The sequence below is a fragment of the Variovorax humicola genome (genome assembly GCF_037889915.1).
Taxonomy (GTDB): domain Bacteria; phylum Pseudomonadota; class Gammaproteobacteria; order Burkholderiales; family Burkholderiaceae_C; genus Variovorax; species Variovorax humicola.
Map to the genome: position 1 here is coordinate 19,916 of NZ_JBBKZV010000029.1, position 18,239 is coordinate 38,154.

9 protein-coding genes are annotated in these 18,239 nt (G+C 68.4%); 3 read left to right on the forward strand and 6 right to left on the reverse strand.

The annotated features are described in order from the left end of the window. Positions 1 to 5 precede the first annotated feature (5 nt). Positions 6 to 974, reverse strand: coding sequence for a D-2-hydroxyacid dehydrogenase (locus tag WKW80_RS29345; RefSeq protein WP_340367123.1), 969 nt, complete (start codon positions 972 to 974; stop codon positions 6 to 8). Continuing rightward, positions 971 to 1,243, reverse strand: a complete 273-nt coding sequence (locus WKW80_RS29350; RefSeq protein ID WP_340367124.1) for a hypothetical protein — start codon at positions 1,241 to 1,243, stop codon at positions 971 to 973. Before WKW80_RS29350 ends, WKW80_RS29345 begins: the two co-directional genes overlap by 4 nt. Before the next feature lie 336 nt (positions 1,244 to 1,579). Between WKW80_RS29350 and WKW80_RS29355 the strand changes: the two genes are divergently transcribed. Then, positions 1,580 to 4,294 (forward strand): winged helix-turn-helix domain-containing protein, encoded by a 2,715-nt coding sequence (locus WKW80_RS29355; RefSeq protein ID WP_340367125.1) that lies wholly within the window; start codon positions 1,580 to 1,582, stop codon positions 4,292 to 4,294. A gap of 145 nt (positions 4,295 to 4,439) precedes the next feature. Here the strand turns inward: WKW80_RS29355 and ilvD are convergent, their stop codons facing one another. The 3 genes from ilvD to WKW80_RS29370 form a co-directional block, all read right to left on the reverse strand. Next, positions 4,440 to 6,287, reverse strand: a complete 1,848-nt coding sequence (gene ilvD / locus WKW80_RS29360) for a dihydroxy-acid dehydratase (RefSeq protein WP_340367126.1) — start codon at positions 6,285 to 6,287, stop codon at positions 4,440 to 4,442. A gap of 127 nt (positions 6,288 to 6,414) precedes the next feature. Continuing rightward, a complete protein-coding gene (locus WKW80_RS29365) occupies positions 6,415 to 7,563 on the reverse strand; it encodes an acyl-CoA dehydrogenase family protein (protein ID WP_340367127.1) in 1,149 nt (382 codons plus the stop codon). 26 nt (positions 7,564 to 7,589) lie between these two features. Continuing rightward, the gene (locus tag WKW80_RS29370) at positions 7,590 to 8,723 is read right to left on the reverse strand and encodes a CaiB/BaiF CoA transferase family protein (protein WP_340367128.1); all 1,134 of its coding nucleotides are present in this window, start codon (positions 8,721 to 8,723) and stop codon (positions 7,590 to 7,592) included. 125 nt (positions 8,724 to 8,848) lie between these two features. Here WKW80_RS29370 and WKW80_RS29375 point away from each other — a divergent pair, with 125 nt between their 5' ends. Further along, positions 8,849 to 12,325 (forward strand): indolepyruvate ferredoxin oxidoreductase family protein, encoded by a 3,477-nt coding sequence (locus WKW80_RS29375; RefSeq protein ID WP_340367129.1) that lies wholly within the window; start codon positions 8,849 to 8,851, stop codon positions 12,323 to 12,325. 62 nt (positions 12,326 to 12,387) lie between these two features. Here WKW80_RS29375 and WKW80_RS29380 read toward each other — a convergent pair whose 3' ends face one another. Beyond that, positions 12,388 to 15,939: an indolepyruvate ferredoxin oxidoreductase family protein gene (locus WKW80_RS29380; RefSeq protein WP_340367130.1), complete on the reverse strand. Its 3,552-nt coding sequence runs from the start codon at positions 15,937 to 15,939 to the stop codon at positions 12,388 to 12,390. Between the two features lie 480 nt (positions 15,940 to 16,419). Between WKW80_RS29380 and WKW80_RS29385 the strand changes: the two genes are divergently transcribed. Continuing rightward, positions 16,420 to 18,192 carry an alkaline phosphatase D family protein gene (locus tag WKW80_RS29385; RefSeq protein WP_340367131.1) on the forward strand — a complete coding sequence of 591 codons (1,773 nt, stop codon included), beginning with the start codon at positions 16,420 to 16,422 and terminating at the stop codon, positions 18,190 to 18,192. Positions 18,193 to 18,239 lie beyond the last annotated feature (47 nt).

Genomic DNA, 18,239 nt, shown 5'->3' on the forward strand with positions numbered 1-18,239 from the left:
CGATGTCACGGGGTGGGTCCGATCTGGATCAGGTCTTTCGGCGGTTGGCCCTGCGTGCGGCGGACGACGTTGCCCACCACATGGCTGACCAGCCGTTCGTAGTAGCGCTCGGGCGCCGCGCCGCCGAGATGCGGCGAGACGATCACGTTCGGCATGCGCCAGAGCGCGCTATCGGGCGGCAGAGGCTCGGGGTCGGTGACATCGAGCGCGGCGCCGCCGATGGTGCCATCGGCGAGCGCGCGCTCGAGCGCCGCGTGGTCGACGACCGGCCCGCGGCCGACGTTGACGAGCACCGCATGGCGCGGCATGGCGGCGAGCTCGGCTGCGCCTATCAGCCCGCTGCTCTCGGGCGAGAGCGGCACCGCCACGGCCACGAAGTCGGCCTGTGCCAGCGCGCGATGGAATTGGCCCGCCGGCACCATCGCGTCGACATCGGCATGCGGCAGGCCGCGCCGCGACACGCCGGTGACCTTCATGCCGAAGGCCCTCGCGCGCCGCGCAAGCTCGGTGCCAATGCTGCCCATGCCGACAATCACCAGATGCGAATCGATCAGCTGCGACATGTGGTTGCGGATCGTGCCGTCCCACGCACAGCGCGCCTGTGCGGCCAGCACCGTCGGCAGGCGGCGCGCGAGGGCGAGCATCAGAGCCATCACATGCTCGGCAACGATCGGCGACCACACCGAACCAGCGTTGCTCGCCTGCACACGCGACGGCACGCCGTACTGCGGCAGCAACTCGTAGCCGGCCGACAACAGCTGCAACCAGCGGCACGGGTTGGCCGACTCCTGCAGCACGCCGGCGAGCTCGGCGCTGTACTCGGTGCCCGACAGCACGAGCGCATCGGCTTCGCGGGCCGCGGCCGGCAGCGCGGCGAGACTGGCCCAGCGCAGCGACACGTCCGGGACTTCCCGCAGCCGGCGGTCGAAGCTCTCGCGCGCAACCGGCGAGCAGACGACCAGGCGCAGCGTCATTCGACGCCGCTGCGCGGCAGCTGGCCGCGCGCGAGGCCGCTGCGGCCGCCCTGCGTGACGACCGGCAGGCCGGCCGCGTGGCAGATCCGCGGCACCCGTGGCACCTGCGACACCTGGACGGTGTCCAGCGGCTGCAGCACGGCAAGGGGGCGCTCGCCATGCTCGCCGGGCACATCGACGAGGTAGCGTTGCCCGACCTCGGGGCCGGCGATGATGCCGCGCTCACCGAGCATTTGGTGCAGCGCTCTCAGTGTCTCGTCAGCGTCCAATCTTTCGCCCTTTCCACGGTCTGGTCAGCTTGCGCCACTCTAGGCAGTCGCGGCGGGCGGGGCATCGTCGGAAGCGACGATCCAGTGTGCGCGCAAGCGGTTTACCCTGACAGGGTTACGCCCGAGCGCCTCTGCGATTGGCATCGCCCGCGATGAATAATCGACCGCCATGCACAAAGTACCTGCCCCGTCCCCTGGCACTGCCTTCCTGTTCGACAGCTGCGGCGGCATTGCTTGCATGGCGTTCGGCCGATGCGCCCTGCCTGTCGACTGCCGCGGGGGTGACGGCTGCTTCGCGAAAAGGCCGCCGCGCTTTAGCGGGGCCTGACACCCGCCATGGCCCAGAAGATTCCCGAGGAACGGCTGCTGCATGCCAAGCTGACACCGCCGACGGCGCGCCAGGGGCAGATCGTGCGGCAGGCGGTCGTCGACGCGGTGTGCGCGGCATCGGGCGCCAAGCTCGTGCTGTTGCGTGCGCCGGCCGGCTTCGGCAAGAGCACCGTGATGCTGCAGTGCATGGAACGGCTGAACGCGATGTCGGTGGCCACCGCATGGCTCACCGTGGACCGCGCGGACAACGATGCGTCGCGCTTCCTGGCGGGGCTCGAAGCGGCCGCCCGCAGGATTGCCGAGGGCGACGACGACGAAGAGCCGCGCGCACGGGAAGCCCGCACGGTGGGCGACGTCGCGCTGCGCGTCATCGCGCGGTTGGCCCGGCACGACAAGCCCTTCGCGCTCTTTCTCGATGACTTCGAGGCGGTGCAGGATCCCGGCGTCGTCGCGCTGCTGCGCGAGCTGATCGAGAACCTCGCGCCGCAGGGCCGGCTCATCGTCGGCTCGCGCGCCATGCCCGACCTGCGGCTCGGCCGCCTGCGCGCGCGTGGCCAGCTGCTGGAGGTCGATGCCGCGCGGCTGCGCTTCAGCCTCGACGAGACGGCGCGGTTCATCGCAGCGCGCCGCGCTGCGCCGCTCGACTTCGAGGACTTGTCGCGCCTGCACAGCAAGACCGAGGGCTGGGTGGCGGCCGTGTGGCTGGCGGCGGTGGCGCTCGAACGCAGCGGGTCAGCGGGCGAGTTCATCGCGCGCTTCTCGGGCACCGAGCAGTCGGTGGCGGAGTACCTTGCCGAAGATGTGCTGGCGCGCCAGGCGCCGCAGGTGCGCGACTTCCTGCTGCGAACCAGCGTGCTGAAGCACCTCGAGGCCTCGCTCTGCGACGCGCTGCTGCCGGGCGTGAACAGCGCACGGATCCTGCACGAACTCGAAGGCGCCGACGTGCTGCTGATCCCGATCGGCGCGCCGGGCACGCTCTACCGCTACCACAGCCTGTTCGCGCGCTTCCTGCAGGACCAGCTGGCGCGCGAGGCACCCGGCGAGGTCCGGCGCCTGCATGCGGCCGCGTCCGCCTGGTACGTGGCCCAGCGCCGGCCGGTGCCGGCGATCGACCACGCGATCGAGGGCAAGGACACCGCCCAGGCGGTGCTCCTGCTCAAGGCCCACGCGCCTGCGCTGCTTGCCCAGGGCCGCATGCGGCTCCTGGCGCGCTGGCTGGACGCACTCGCGCCCGAGGTCCTGACCGCGCAGCCGGCGCTGCAGCTGATCCGCATCTGGTCGGTCTGCTTCACGCGCGGCGCGGTCGAGGCGATGGAAATGCTCGAGCGCAGCGACCTGGCCGCGTCGACCGAGCCCGAGGTCGTGCCGCAGGTGCGCGCCTTGCGGCCCATCCTGCTCGCGATGCTGGACCGCTACGAAGAGGCCTATGCGGTCGGCCGCGAGAGCTTGCGCCACCTGCCCACCGCGGTGCCATTCGCCGACAACGTGCTCGCCAACGCGATGGCCAACATCGCTTCCGTGATGGGCGAATACGAGGAGGCGCGACGCCTGATCGACGCGGCGCGCCGCGGCCAGGGCACGAACGCGAGCGAATTCAACCTGATGTATTCGGAGTCGGCCGAGGGCATCCTCGACCTGCAGGAGGGGCGGCTGCGCCAGGCGACGGCGCGCTTTCACCTCGCGGTGAGTGGCACCCGCGGCCGCAGCGGCACGCAGACCGGCGGCAACGCCTGGGCCGGCGTGCCGTACGCCGTCGCGTTGTACGAGAACGGCCAGCTCGACCAGGCCGCGCACCTGCTGCAGGTCTATTTGCCGCTGGCGCGCGATGTCGGCCTGCCCGACCTGATCGCGATGGGTTACGGCACGCTGTCGCGCATCGCGTTCTGTCGCGGCGACGTCGACCAGTCGGTGCAACTGCTCACCGAGCTCGAGTATGTCGGCCACAAGGGCCAGCTACCGCGCGTCGTGGCCTTGGCACGGCTCGAGCGCTCGCGCGTGCTGCTGGTGCAAGGGCACCACCGCGCGGCCCGCGACGTGCTCGACCGCAGCGAGGACCCCCGGCTGTGGGAACGCGTTGCCCGCCAGCGCTTCATGGCCAACGACCTGGCGACGCTGGAGATCGCACGGCTGCGCTGGGAGGTGCACGCCGGCGACCCGCAGGCCGCCGCCGAACGCCTGGCCAAGGCTGCGCAAGCCGCGCAGGCCGAGGGGAGGCGCAGGCGCGTGCTGAAACTGCAGCTGCTGCACGCGGTGGCGCTGTACCGGGCCGACAGGCAGCCGGCCGCGCTGGCCGCACTGTCGAGCATGTTGAGCGAGGCCTGCGTCGAGGGCTTCGTCCGGCTGGTGCTCGACGAAGGCGACATCGTGAGGCCGGCAGTGCACGCGTTCGACGCCAGTCTTGCGGCGGGGTCGGGTCCGACGCCGGACCCGGTCTTCGCCGACTACGTGAAGCAGCTTGCGGTCGCGCTCGGGCCCGTCATGCCGGCCCCGCCGGCGGCGCTCCCGTCGACCTCGGCGCTGCTGCTCGAGCCGATGACGCGCGGGGAGATTCGCGTGCTGCATCTGCTCGGCGAAGGCTATTCCAACAGCGCGATGGCCGAGAAGCTGTTCGTCTCGGACAGTACGATCCGCACGCACCTGCGCAACATCAACACGAAGCTCGATTCGCACAGCCGGACCCAGGCGGTGGCTCTGGCGCGCCGCATCGGCCTGATTCCGTAAGAAAGCAGGTGCAGGCGAGTGGCCCGGCCGCGCGCTGCGGCTTGCCGGAGCCCGTTCCTCGACATCGTCGCTGGTCAAGGTGGCGGCCCCGGCGTTGGGGCGTTGCTCGATACGCACGTGGGCGCCGACGGCATCGACCCATCCATTACTCCAGCCGGGCGACGTCGCGCACCGCACCCTTGTCGGCCGACGTCGCCAGGAGCGCATACGCCTTCAGCGCCGTCGACACCTTGCGCTGGCGCGGCGGCGGCTTCCATGCGTTGGCGCCGCGGCCTTCCATCGCGGCGCGCCGCGCGTCGAGGACCTCGTCGCCCAGGCAGAGCCTGATCTGGCGCCCGGGAATGTCGATGCGGATCTCGTCGCCGTCCTGCACCAGCCCGATCAGGCCTCCGGACGCCGCCTCGGGCGAGATGTGCCCGATCGACAGCCCGGCGCTGCCGCCCGAGAAGCGTCCGTCGGTGATCAGCGCGCAGCTGCGGTCCAGGCCGACAGCCTTCAGCAGGCTGGTGGGCTTGAGCATCTCCTGCATGCCCGGCCCGCCGCGCGGTCCTTCGTAGCGTATGACGACGACGTGGCCCGGCTCGACGAGGCCGGCGCCGATGCCCTTGGCGGCCGCGCCCTCGCTCTCGAAGACGATCGCGCGGCCGGTGAATTGCAGGACCGATTCGTCGACGCCCGCGGTCTTGATGACGCAGCCGGCCGGCGCGATGTTGCCGTACAGCACCGCGAGGCCGCCATCCTGCGAATAGGCATGTTCGCGGTCGCGAACGCAGCCCCTGGCGCGATCGATGTCGAGCGATGGCCAGCGCTCATCCTGCGAGAACGCCGTCTGCGTCGGCACGCCGCCCGGCGCAGCCGAATAGAAGGTCTTCACGTGCTCGCTCGGCGTGCGGCGGATGTCCCAGCGCGCCAGCGCATCGGCCAGCGTCTCGGCGTGCACGGTGCGTGCGCGGGGGTCGAGCAGCCCCAAGCGGTCGAGCTCGCCGAGCAGGCCCATGATGCCGCCGGCGCGGTGCACGTCTTCGACATGCCACAGCGCCGTGGCCGGCGCCAGCTTCGAAAGGTGAGGCGTCGCGCGCGAGATGCGGTCGATGTCGGCCAATGTGAAGTCGACCTCGCCTTCGTGCGCCGCGGCCAGCAGGTGCAGCACGGTGTTGGTCGAGCCACCCATCGCGACGTCGAGCCGCATCGCGTTTTCGAACGCGGCGCGGGTGGCGATGCCGCGCGGTAGCACCCCGGCGTCGTTCTCGAAGTAGTAGCGGCGGCACAGGTCGACGACGAGACGGCCCGCCGTGAGGAACAGCTCCTTGCGATCGGCGTGCGTCGCCAGCATCGTGCCGTTGCCGGGCAGCGCCAGGCCGAGCGCCTCGGTCAGGCAGTTCATCGAGTTCGCGGTGTACATGCCCGAGCACGAGCCGCAAGTCGGGCACGCGGCGCGTTCGAGCTCCATCACCGCGCCCTCCGAGACGGTCGGGTCGCCCGCGGCCACCAGCGCCGTCACACCGTCGATCTTGATCGATCGACCATCGCGCTGCACCTTGCCCGACTCCATCGGGCCGCCCGAGACGAACACGGTCGGAATGTCCAGCCGCATCGCGGCCATCAACATGCCCGGCGTGATCTTGTCGCAGTTGGAGATGCAGACCAGCGCGTCGGCGCAGTGGCCGTTGACCATGTACTCGATCGAATCGGCGATCAGGTCGCGCGAGGGCAGCGAGTACAGCATGCCGTCGTGGCCCATCGCGATGCCGTCGTCGACCGCGATCGTGTTGAACTCCTTGGCGACGCCGCCGGCCGCCTCGATCTCGCGTGCGACGAGCTGGCCCATGTCCTTCAGGTGCACGTGGCCAGGCACGAACTGCGTGAACGAATTGGCGACCGCGACGATCGGCTTGCGGAAATCGCCATCGGTCATGCCGGTGGCCCGCCACAGCATGCGGGCCAGCGTGTTGTCTCGGCCTTGAGTCACGCGGGAGGAACGGAGTTCTGGCATGGGAGTCTCGTGTCGTCGATCCGTTCGCCCCGTGCCTGTCGAAGGGCCGGCGCGCACTCGATCGCGTTCAGCGTCACCCAGGCGACGGCGCCCTCGTTGTCGATTTGCAGGTGTTCGAAGGCCACGCTCACATCGCCCGCGCGATCACGTGCTTCATGATTTCGTTGGTGCCGCCGTAGATGCGCTGGATGCGCGCATCGACGTACATGCGGCCGATCAGGTATTCGTTCATGAAGCCGTAGCCGCCGTGCAGCTGCAGGCATTCGTCGACCACCTTCGCCTGCTGCTCCGACGACCACAGCTTGACCATCGAGGCGGTCACCGTGTCGAGCTTGCCCGCGACGAGGTCCATCACGCAGCGATCGACGAAGGTGCGCGCCACCTTGCAAATGGTGGCGATCTCCGCCAGCTTGAACTTGGTGTTCTGAAACTCGGCGATCGGAGTGCCGAAGGCCGAGCGCTGGCGCGTGTAGTCGAGCGTGGCCTGGTAGGCACCTTCCATGGCCGCCGCGGCGATCACGCCGATGATGGTGCGCTCGTACGGCAGGTCGGACATCAGCTGGAAGAACCCCTGGCCTTCGGCGCCACCCAGCAGGTTGTCGGCGGGCACGGTCACATCGTCGAAGAAGAGCTCGGAGGTGTCCTGCGCCTTCAGGCCGATCTTGTCGAGCACGCGCCCGACGCGAAAGCCCTCGACCTCTTTCGGCTCGACAATCAGGATCGAGGTACCGCGCGCGCCTTGCGACGGGTCGGTCTTGGCGACAACCAGCACGATGCCCGCGAGATACCCGTTGGTGATGAATGTCTTGGAGCCGTTGATCAAGTAGTTGTCGCCCTGCCGCAGCGCGCGCGTGCGCACACCTTGCAGGTCGGAGCCGGCGCCGGGCTCCGACATCGCGATCGCGCCGACGATCTCGCCGCGCGCCATGCGCGGCAGGAATCGCTGCTTCTGCGCTTCGGTGCCGTGGTTGAGCAGGTAGTGCGCGACGATCGAGTGGACCGACGGACTCATCCCCGTCAAGCCGCGGCGCGACATCGCGTCGTAGAACACCGACTCGTGGCGGAAGTCGCCGCCGCCACCACCGTATTGCTCGGGGATGTCGGAGCACAGCAAGCCCAATTCGCCGGCCCGCCGCCACAGCGCGTGGCCGACATGGCCCTGCTTGCGGGCCGCCTCGTCTTGCGGAAGCATTTCTGTCTCGACGAAACGCACGACGGTGTCTTGGTACATCGCGAGGGTTTCATCGATCCAGGCGGGTTGAAAGTCGATTGGCATGGTTGCTTGTGTTCGGTGGCTACGCATCAGACGGTGGCGGGCTTGTGCAGCCTGGCGATCGTGTCGCCGTCGACGCCCCAGGCGCGCAGGAAGGGGCTCGGGTCGCGCTCGGGCGCCGACGGTGCGGCCGGCTGATCCGGCGCGGTGCGGCTGAAGCGCGGCGCCGGTGCGGGCTGCACGACGCCGTCGATCGTGACGAAGGCCTGGCGTGCCTGGTTATGGTGGTGGCCGGGCGCCTCGTCCCAGTCGAGCACCGGGGCGAAGCAGGCGTCGGTGCCTTCGAGCACTGCGCACCACTCGTCGCGGGTGCGGGTCTTGAAGATGTCGGCCATGCGGTTCGTCAGCATCGGCCACAGGCGCTGGTCCATCTGCTGGTCGAACAGCGGATCATCGATGCCGCAGATGTCGCGCAGCTTGGCGTAGAACTGCGGTTCGAGCGCACCGACCGAGACGTGGCGGCCGTCGGCGCAGATGTAGGTGTCGTAGAAGTGCGCGCCGCCGTCGAGCAGGTTCTCGCCACGCAGAGAGCTCCACTGCCCCGCGGCCTTCAGGCCATAGAAGCAGGCCGACAGCAGTGCGGAGCCGTCGGTCATCGCCGCATCGACGACCTGGCCCTTGCCCGATGCGCGCGCTTCGTGCACTGCGCAGATCACGCCGAACGCGAGCAGCATGCCGCCGCCGCCGAAATCGCCGATGAAGTTCAGAGGTACGACCGGCCCTTCACCCGAGCGGCCGACCGCGTGCAGTGCGCCGCTGAGCGCGATGTAGTTGATGTCGTGGCCGGCCGCGTGCGACAACGGGCCGGTCTGGCCCCAACCGGTCATGCGGCCATAGACGAGGCGCTTGTTGCGCAGGTGGCAGACCTCCGGGCCGAGGCCGAGACGCTCCATCACGCCGGGGCGGTAGCCTTCGAGCAGGACGTCGGCGCGCTCGACGAGCTGCAGCACGGTCTCGACCGACTTGGGCTGGCGCAAGTCGAGCACCAGCGCACGCCGGCCGCGCGCCAGCACGTCGAAGCGCGCTTCGACGCCGTTGGCGGCGCCCGGCCGCATGATGCGCACGACTTCGGCGCCCATGTCGGCGAGCAGCATCGCCGCGAAAGGTCCGGGGCCGATGCCCGCCATTTCGACCACTCTCAAACCTGCAAGAGGCCCTGACATTCAGCTCTCCTTATGACGTGAAGACGATGCTGTCACACGGTACGGGCGCCTGAATCGTCGGTTCCGACGATTCAGGCAGGGGGTGCGCGTGACAGCATCGAGGCCTTCCCAGGATTGGCATTCACATGGATCTGCGCGACGTTTCGCTCGATGACAAGTTTGCGGACACGGGCAAGCCGAGCCTCATCAGCGGCCCGCAGGCGCTGGTGCGGCTGCTGCTCACGCAAAGCCGGCGCGACGCCGCGGCGGGGCTGAACACGGCGGGCTTCATCAGCGGCTATCGCGGCTCGCCGCTCGGCAATGTCGACCACGCGATGTGGGACGCGGCGAAGTGGCTCAAGGACCGCCGGATCGTCTTCCAGCCGGGCATCAACGAGGAGCTCGCCGCGACCGCGGTCTGGGGCACGCAGCAACTCGACGCGATGAAGGAAGCCACCGTCGACGGCGTGTTCGCGATGTGGTACGGCAAGGGCCCGGGCGTAGACCGTTCGGGCGACGCGCTGAAGCACGGCAACTACACCGGCGGGCATCCGAAGGGCGGCGTGCTGGTGCTGCTCGGCGACGACCATCCGGGCAAGTCGTCGACGGTGGTGAGCCACAGCGAGCAGGCGATGGTCGGGCACCAGATGCCGGTGATCTTTCCGTCCAACGTCGGCGAATACGTGCGCTTCGGCCTGCTTGGCTGGGCGATGTCGCGCTATGCCGGCTGCTGGACCGCGTTCAAGGTCGTCAACGAATCGATGGAGCAGACCGCGACGGTGCCGGGCGACGAGGGCCTGCAGATCGCGACGCCCGACAAGGGCGAGCTCCCGCCCGAGGGTCTGTACTACCGGGGCGTCTTCGCGCCGGCGCGCGACGAGATCATCCACAAGCGGTGGCGCATCCCGCTCGCGCAGCGCTTCTGGCGCGCGAACCGCGTCGACCGCGCCGAGTTCGGCGTCGCGCAGCCGCGACTCGGCCTCGTCACAGCAGGCAAGGCCTACGGCGACGTGCTGCACGCCTTGCGCTACCTCGGCATCGACAGCGCACGCGCCGCGCAGCTCGGCATCGATGTCTACAAGGTCGGCATGATCTGGCCGCTCGAGCCCGAAGGACTGCGCGAATTCGCGCAGGGCTGCGAGGAGCTGTTCTTCGTCGAAGAGAAGTCGGCGTTCATGGAGCCGCAGGCGGCCGCGCTCTTCTACAACCAGGCGCAGCGACCCCGCATCGTCGGCAAGGGCGACGAGGACGGCGCGCCCCTGCTGCCGTCGGACACGCTGATCGAACCGCTCGAGCTCGCGCAGGCCATCACCGCGCGGCTCGTGCGCAACGGCCTGGCCGATACCGGGCTGCACGAACGCCTGGCGGCGGTGAAGTCGGTGCGCCGCGTGCTGCTGTCGGTGACCGATGCCTCGCCAAGGCGGCTGCCGTTCTTTTGCTCTGGCTGCCCGCACAACACTTCGACCAATGTGCCTGAAGGCAGCCTCGCGATGTCGGGCATCGGCTGCCACGGCATGGCGATGTGGGCCAAGCCGGGCACCACGATGATGGGCACGCAGATGGGCGCCGAAGGCACGAGCTGGGCGGCCCTGCAGCACTTCACCCGGCGCCGCCACATATTCCAGAACATCGGAGACGGCACCTACTACCACTCGGGACTGCTCGCGATCCGCCAGGCGATCGCCGCCGGTGCGAACATCACCTACAAGATCCTTTTCAACGATGCGGTTGCGATGACCGGCGGCCAGCCGTTCGAAGGGCCGCTGTCGCCGTCGATGATCGCGCAGCAGGTGCTGGCCGAAGGCGTGCAGCATGTCGTGCTCGTCACCGACGACACTTCGAAGCATCCGGCCGGCTCGCTGCCGGCGCAAGTGCCGGTGCTGCCGCGCACCGAGCTCGACCGCGTGCAGCGCGAGCTGCGCGAGGTGCCGGGCTGCACCGTCATCATCTACGACCAGACCTGCGCCGCGGAGAAGCGGCGTCGCCGCAAGCGCAAGCTGATGGACGACCCGCCGGTGCGCATCGTCATCAACGACGCGGTCTGCGAAGGTTGCGGCGACTGCTCGGTGAAATCGGGTTGCGTGTCGATCGAGCCGCTCGAAACGCCGCTCGGCCGCAAGCGCCGCATCAACCAGTCGAGCTGCAACAAGGACTACAGCTGCACACAGGGCTTCTGCCCTTCGTTCGTCACGGTCGAAGGCGTTCAGATGCGCAAGCGCGCGCGGGTTGCAGTCGATGAACAGCTGTTCGACGCCCTGCCCGCGCCAATGACGCCGCCGCTGCCCGCGATGGGGGCGGGCATCATGCTCGCCGGCATCGGCGGCACCGGCGTCGTGACGGTCGGCGCGGTGCTCGCGATGGCCGCCCATGTGCAGGGACTGCAGGCGTCGGTCTACGACATGACCGGCATGTCGCAGAAGAACGGCGCGGTGCTGAGCCACCTGCGGATCGCTGCCGGCACCGGGCCGATTCCGACGCAGACAGTGGGGCTGGGCGAGGCGCTGCTCGTCGTCGCGTTCGACATGATCGCGGCGGTGTCCGACGAGGCCTTCCGCACCTTGTCGGCCGAGACCCGCCTGCTCGGCAACGACCGCGTGCAGCCGATGGCGACGTTGAACTTCAATCCCGACGAGAAGATCGACACCGGCCTCATTACGCGCAAGATCGCGGGCCGCGTCGGCCCGGGCCACGCCTTGTATGTCGATGCGACCGGCATCGCGCTCGCGCTGTGCGGCGACGCGATCGCAGCCAACTTCTTCATGGTCGGTGCCGCACTGCAGAAGGGCTGGCTGCCGCTGACGCTCGACGCGCTGGAGCGCGCGGTGCAGCTGAACGGCGTGCAGGTCGACTTCAACCTGAACGCGATACGCCTCGGACGCCTCTGGGCGCACGACCCCGCAGCGATCGCGACGCTGTTGCGCGACAACGCCTACGTGCCGCCGGTGCCGAAAGCGCTGGCCGGCGAGGCGCTCGTGGCAGACCGCGCGCGGCGGCTGCGCGAGTACCAGGACGCGGCCTATGCGCAGCGCTTCATCGCGGCGATCGATCCACTGCGCGCCGTCGAAGCCCGTGTCGCGCCGGGCCAGTCGGGCCTGACCGACGCGGCCGCGCAGGCGCTGTACCGGCTCATGGCCTACAAGGACGAGTATGAGGTCGCGCGGCTGCATGCCGACCCGGCTTTCCACGCCGGGATCGCGCAGCAGTTCGAGGGGACCGCGAAGCTGCGCTTCCACCTTGCGCCGCCGCTGTTCTCCAGGCGCGACCCGCACACCGGGCAGCTCGTCAAGCGCCAGTACGGGGCGTGGATGCTGCCGGTTTTCAGGGGTCTCGCGAAGCTGAAGTTCCTGCGCGGCACGGCGTTCGACGTCTTCGGCCACACCGCCGAACGGCGCGGCGAGCGCGAGTCGATCGGGCACTACGAGAAGCTGCTGCAGACAATCGTCGCCGAGCTGGCGCCGCACAACCACGGCGCCGCCGTCGAGCTAGCGAGCTCCACGCTTGCCATCCGGGGATATGGGCATGTGAAGGCGCAGTCGCATGCGAAGGCGCGCGAGGAAGAGGCGCGCCTTCTCGATGCCTTCATGGCGGCAAGACCGACCTTGAGAGCCACCGGTTCAGTCTGACTTTGTCGAAGTGTCCGTTCGACGAACCCGCAGCGAACCGTCGGTGTTTCGGAAATCCGCGCTCAAGCCGGCTTGATCTGCTGCGCGGCGGCCGGCTGCTCGACTTCCATTGTCGCGAGGGCACCGCCCATCGGGACTTCGATTCCCAAGCGCTTCTGCAGCATCCTTGCGTGCGGAAGGTAGCGAGTGGCCAGGCTCTCGAGCTTCACGTCCTCGTAGCCTCGAACCATGTCCGGCGCTTCGGCGAGTTCGACCACGACGTCGTATGAAGCGCCTTGGCGCGCCAGCGCCGCATCGATCTGCGCCATGTAGTAATCCGCCAGTTCGCGCTCGATGCGACGCACATGCGTGCGGCCCAGCAGGTCGAGCGGCGTCCCCCGCAAGCGCTTCGCCGATCGCAGCAGCGCGAGCGCCGGCCGGAACCAGCGGCCGAGTTTCAGCTTGCGCTGCACGCCGAGCGCGCGCAGGAAGGTCGGCTGGAAGTGCCAGTAGACCTTCACCTGGGTGCCGAATCCGCGCGCCAGCGCCACCTCGCTTTCGGCGAGCAGGTGCAAGCGCGCGACCTCGTATTCATCCTTGTACGCCATCAGCTTGTAGAGGTTGCGCGCGACCGCCAGCGCCAGCCGATCGCCGGACTCGCCGCTGCGCTTCAGCACCTTGGCGACATGGTCGGCATAGCGCTTCGCATACCCCTCGTCCTGGTACTCGATGAGCTCCTGCACGCGCAGCGTGAGCAGCCGCTCGAGCTCGCCGCGTGCGCCGGTCGCGGCAACGATCTCCGCCACACGCGGAGACACGACTCGCGGCGCCGGCGCGTTGCGGCGGGCCAATGCGCGCTCGACCTGGTCCGGATCGGCCACCTGCAGGCGGCCCCAGCGGAACGCATCGAGGTTGGATTGCACGGCGGTGCCGTTCAGGCGGATGGCGGCCTCGATCGCTGCGGCGCTGATCGGAATCGCGCCGAGCTGGAAGGCGACGCCGACCATCAGGAGGTTGTTGGCCATGTGATCGCCGAGCAGCGCTTCGGCGAGCGACTGGGCGTCGAGGAACACATTGCGGTCCTCGCGCGAGACGGCATTGATGCGCCGTGCGAGCTCGGCTTGCGCCGGATAGCTGCGCGTGACGTTCGACACCATCTCGCCGGTCGGCACCGGCGTCGTCGAGACGACCGCCACGGTGCGCTCGGGCGATGCCATCGCGAGGTTGACGGGGTTCACCGCGCCGAGCGCGTCGAAGGCGAGGTACAGGTCCGCCGCGCCGTTCGAGACGGTCGGTGCCGGCGCCTCGCCGGGCGCGTGGATTTTCAGGTGCGACACCACCGGGCCGGCCTTCTGGCTCGAACCCGTGTGGTCGTAGGTCTGCACCTGCTTGCCGTCCATGAACGCCGCCGTGCCGAGGATCTGGTTCACGGTCACCACGCCGGTGCCGCCGATCCCGATCAGCCCGGCCGCGTAGCGCGGGCCCTGCACCGTCGGCACCGGGTCCGGCAGCACCACATCCTCGGGGAACGGTATCGCCGCCTTCTTCACGGTCTTCGGCGGCGCGCCGTCGACGGTCTCGATCGTCAGGAACGACGGGCAGTCGCCGTTCAGGCAGGAGAAGTCCTGGTTGCACGACGACTGGTGGATCTGCGTCGTGCGGCCGAACTCGGTGGCCACCGGCTGCACGCTCAGGCAGTTCGACTTGCGGCCGCAGTCGCCGCAGCCTTCGCAGACGCGCTCGTTGATGAATGCCGCCTTCGGCTTGTACGCGAGCTTGCCGCGCTTGCGCAGGCGGCGCTTCTCGGCCGCGCACTGCTGGTCGTTGATCAGCACCGTCACGCCTTCGATGGCGGCGAGTTGCGCCTCGGCCTCGACCAGCCGGTCGCGGTGCCAGACTTCGGCGCCGTTGACCTTCCTGCCAGGGTAGCGCTCGAGCTCGTCGGTGGTGACGATGACTTTCTTGACGCGCTCCGCGTACAGCAGGCTGACGATCTCGGCAACGCTCAGTGCACCGGTCACGTCCTGCCCTCCGGTCATCGCGACCGTCTTGTTGTAGAGCAGCTTGTAGGTGATGTTCGCGCCGGCCGCGACCGCAAAGCGGATCGCAAGGCTGCCCGAGTGATGGAAGGTGCCGTCGCCCAGGTTCTGGAAGAAGTGGCGCGTCTCGGTGAACGGCGCGACGCCCACCCACTGCGCGCCCTCGCCGCCCATCTGCGTGTAGCCGGACACCTCGCCGTAGACCGGGCCCATCCACAGCGCCATCACGTGGCAGCCGATGCCCGCGCCGACGACCGAGCCCTCCGGAACCTTCAGGCTGCGGTTGTGCGGGCAGCCCGAGCAGAAGTAGGGCGTGCGCCCCGGCAGCGCGAGCACCGGCACGACCGCGCGCGCAGCGGCTGCCACCGGTTTCAGGCGCGGCGGCAACCCGAACCGGGCCAGGCGCTTTTCGAGGGCTGGCGCGATCGCATCGGCCGAGAGCTCGCCGTGCGCGGTCAGCAGGTTGGCGCCGGTCTCGTCCTGCTTGCCGACCACGACAGGACGGTCGGGCAGCGCGTAGAGCAGGTCTTTGAGTGCGGTCTCCAGCATCGGTCGCTTGTCTTCGACCACGAGGATCTCCTCGAGCCCTTGCGCGAACTCGCGCACGATCGTCGGCTCGACCGGGTACAGCAGCCCCATGGTCAGGATGCGCACGCCCATCGCCTGTAGCGCCGCGTCGTCGAGCCCCAGGTTCGACAAGGCCTGGCGCACGTCGTAGTAGGTCTTGCCGCCGGTGAGGATGCCGATGCGCGCCCTGGGCGAATCCACCGCGATCCGGTTCAGCCCGTTCAGCCTCGCGTACTCGCGCGCGATCTCCAACTGGCCGTAGTAGATGCGGCGTTCGGCTTCGAGCAGCGGCGGGCCGGCCTCGTTGAGGCGGAGGGCCGGCGTCATGGCCGTGCCGTCGAGATCGACCTTGGGCAGCACCGGCTTGACGCGCTCGGGGCCGACCTCGACGCTCGCGCAACTGTCGGCCACATCGGTGATGAACTTGAAGCCGACCCACAGCCCCGATGCGCGCGACATCGCGTAGCCGTGCAGGCCGAGGTCCAGCGCTTCCTGGATGTTGCCCGGGGCGAGGACAGGCATGTAGCAGCCGGCCATCAGCAGGTTGGTGTCGCTCGGATAGATCGTCGAGCGTGCATGCGGGTCGTCACCGGCGACGACGAGCACGCCGCCGTTCTTGCCGACACCGCGGAAATTGGCGTGGTGGAAGGTGTCGGCTGCGCGCTCGACGCCAGGCGACTTCCCATACCACAGGCCGAACACGCCATCGTATCTCGCGCCCGGCACGGCATGCAGCGTCTGGGTACCGAACACCGCCGTCGCCGCGAGTTCCTCGTTGAGGCCGGGCTGGAAAACGATGTGGTGCCGGTCGAGCTGCTCGCGGTTGTCGAGCATCACGTCGTCGACGCCGCCCACCGGCGACCCCGGATAGCCCGACACGTAGCCGGCGGTGTTCAGGCCGCGGCGCACGTCGGCGCGTCGCTGGTCGATCAGCAGCCGCAGCAGCGCCTGCATCCCGTTGAGATAAATCCGGCCTTCCTCGATGTTGTAGCGATCATCGAGCGTGGTCAGGAACCGAGCTTCACTCATGGCATTCATGTCGATCATGGTAGGCGCGCGGGTGACCCGGTGCATCGTCGAAAGCGACGAATCCAGGCGCCGGGCCGGGCGACGCGCAGGGTGTGACGCGATCTCCTGCAAGTACCGAAGCAACGGTGGCGTGAAATAGAGAGCGCCAATATCGGACATTGCAATGCGAAAACGTCGAACGAGTGCGCAGCATGCAACGTGTGCGTCTCTTCCAGCGTTGCCTCGATCCGCCTCAGAGCGTCCTTGAGCGTTGTAGGTCCTCCGTTCGCCACCCGGGTCATCGACGATCGACGCGAGCGATGCTTTCGTCAACGCCGTCTTTTCAGACAGCGAAGTGTGTATCGATGTAAGTGATTGACCACCGAGCCTACGGTTGTCGGCCTACGCTCGCACCGGGTCCGGGCGGACTCAAATGCCGCCACCCGCCGAGTCCGGAACGTCCGCGATGCGGCCGCCGCGTAGTGGGACAAGGAGCGAGAGATGCGCGAAAACGACGGGCCTGACAACACCAACGAAGATTCGCCCCAAATGGCGCCAATACCGTCTCGACGCGCCTTCATTCGAGGCGCGATCCTCTACGCCATGTCTGTTGGCGCGGGCGTCAGCGTCACTGGTTGCGGCGGCGGTGGTGGCAGCAGCGGCGGTGGTGGGTTCGGCGGAATCATCGGCGCCGGAACTGGCACAAACGCAGGCCCGCCCCCCGTCCAACCAACAACGGTGTTTCAACACGGCGTCGGGAGTGGCGACCCAATGTCAGACCGTGTCATCCTTTGGACGCGCGTCACAGTGGCCAGTCCGGGCGCACTGAACGTATCCTGGGAGCTCGCAAGCGATGCGAACTTTGGCGCCATCGTTTCACGCGGCACGGCCAGCACCGGCCCCGACCAGGACTACACGGTCAAGGTAGATGCCACCGGCCTGCTGGCGGCCAGCGTCTACTACTACCGTTTCTACTTCGGATCGGACCCCTCCCCCACCGGACGCACCAAGACGCTGCCGGTTGGGAGCGTGGCGCAGGTCCGGCTCGGAGTGGTGTCGTGCTCCAATTTCCCGGCAGGCTACTTCAATGCTTGCGCCGAACTGGCCAAGCACGCGGATCTCGATGCTTTCCTGCATTTGGGCGACTACATCTACGAGTACGGGCCGCTAGGCTACGCATCGCAACTGGCGATCGCGATCGATCGTGAATCGCAGCCGACCCATGAAATCCTGTCGCTCGCCGACTATCGCCGGCGTCATGCGCAGAATCGCGCCGATCCGGACCTGATCGCACTGCATTCGAAGACCCCAGTGTTCGCGGTGTGGGACGATCATGACTTCGCCAACAACGCATGGTCCGGCGGCGCCGCGAACCACGATCCGGACACCGAGGGCAGTTGGGACGTTCGAAAAGCGGCCGCCATGCAGGCTTGGCGCGAGTGGCTGCCCATACGGCTGCCGGATCCGGGCAATCCGCAGAAGATCTATCGTTCCTTCGATTTCGGAACCCTTGCGTCACTGCACATGCTGGACACGCGGATCATCGGCCGCGAGCCGCAAGTGACGCTGGACTCCTATCTCGCAGGCGGCGCTGCCAACCCGTCGCGTCAACTCCTTGGTGTTGAACAATCGGATTGGCTGACGGCACGAATGTCCGCCTCCGCATCGACTTGGCAAGTGCTTGGGCAACAGGTGCTGATGGCCCGCATGGAGATTCCATTGAGCGTCGCCACTTCGTTCACACCGGAGACGCTAGGCAAATTCGTGCTGGCGCAATCCACGCCCGAGCCCTTGCGCGATGACGACCAGCGCGCCCTGCTGGCCCAGCGCCGCGTCCCCTACAACCTCGACGCATGGGACGGCTATCCGGCAGCGCGCGAGACCGTGCTGGCATCCGCCCGCTCATCGGGCAAGAACCTCGTCTCACTGGCGGGAGACACCCACAATGCATGGGCCAGTAACCTCACCGATGCTGGCGGGCAGCGTGTCGGCGTCGAGTTCGCGACCAGCTCGATCAGTTCGCCAGGCTTCGAGCGACTGCTGCCGCTGATCTCGGAGACTGTCCTGGCTGACGGGTTCATGAAGATGGTGAAGGACCTGCGCTACGCCGAGACGAGCAGGCGCGGCTTTCTCATCCTCACACTGACGCCAGCGGAAGCCCGGTGCGACTGGACGTCGGTCAGCACCGTGTTCAGCCATTCTTATTCCGCGCGAATTGAGAACAGCATGCACGCCCTTCCGGGATCGGGCAATCTTGACGTGCTGCCGGCATAGGCCTGTGGACCAGCCACGCTTCCGCTGCTGCCCACAAGGCCAGCGGG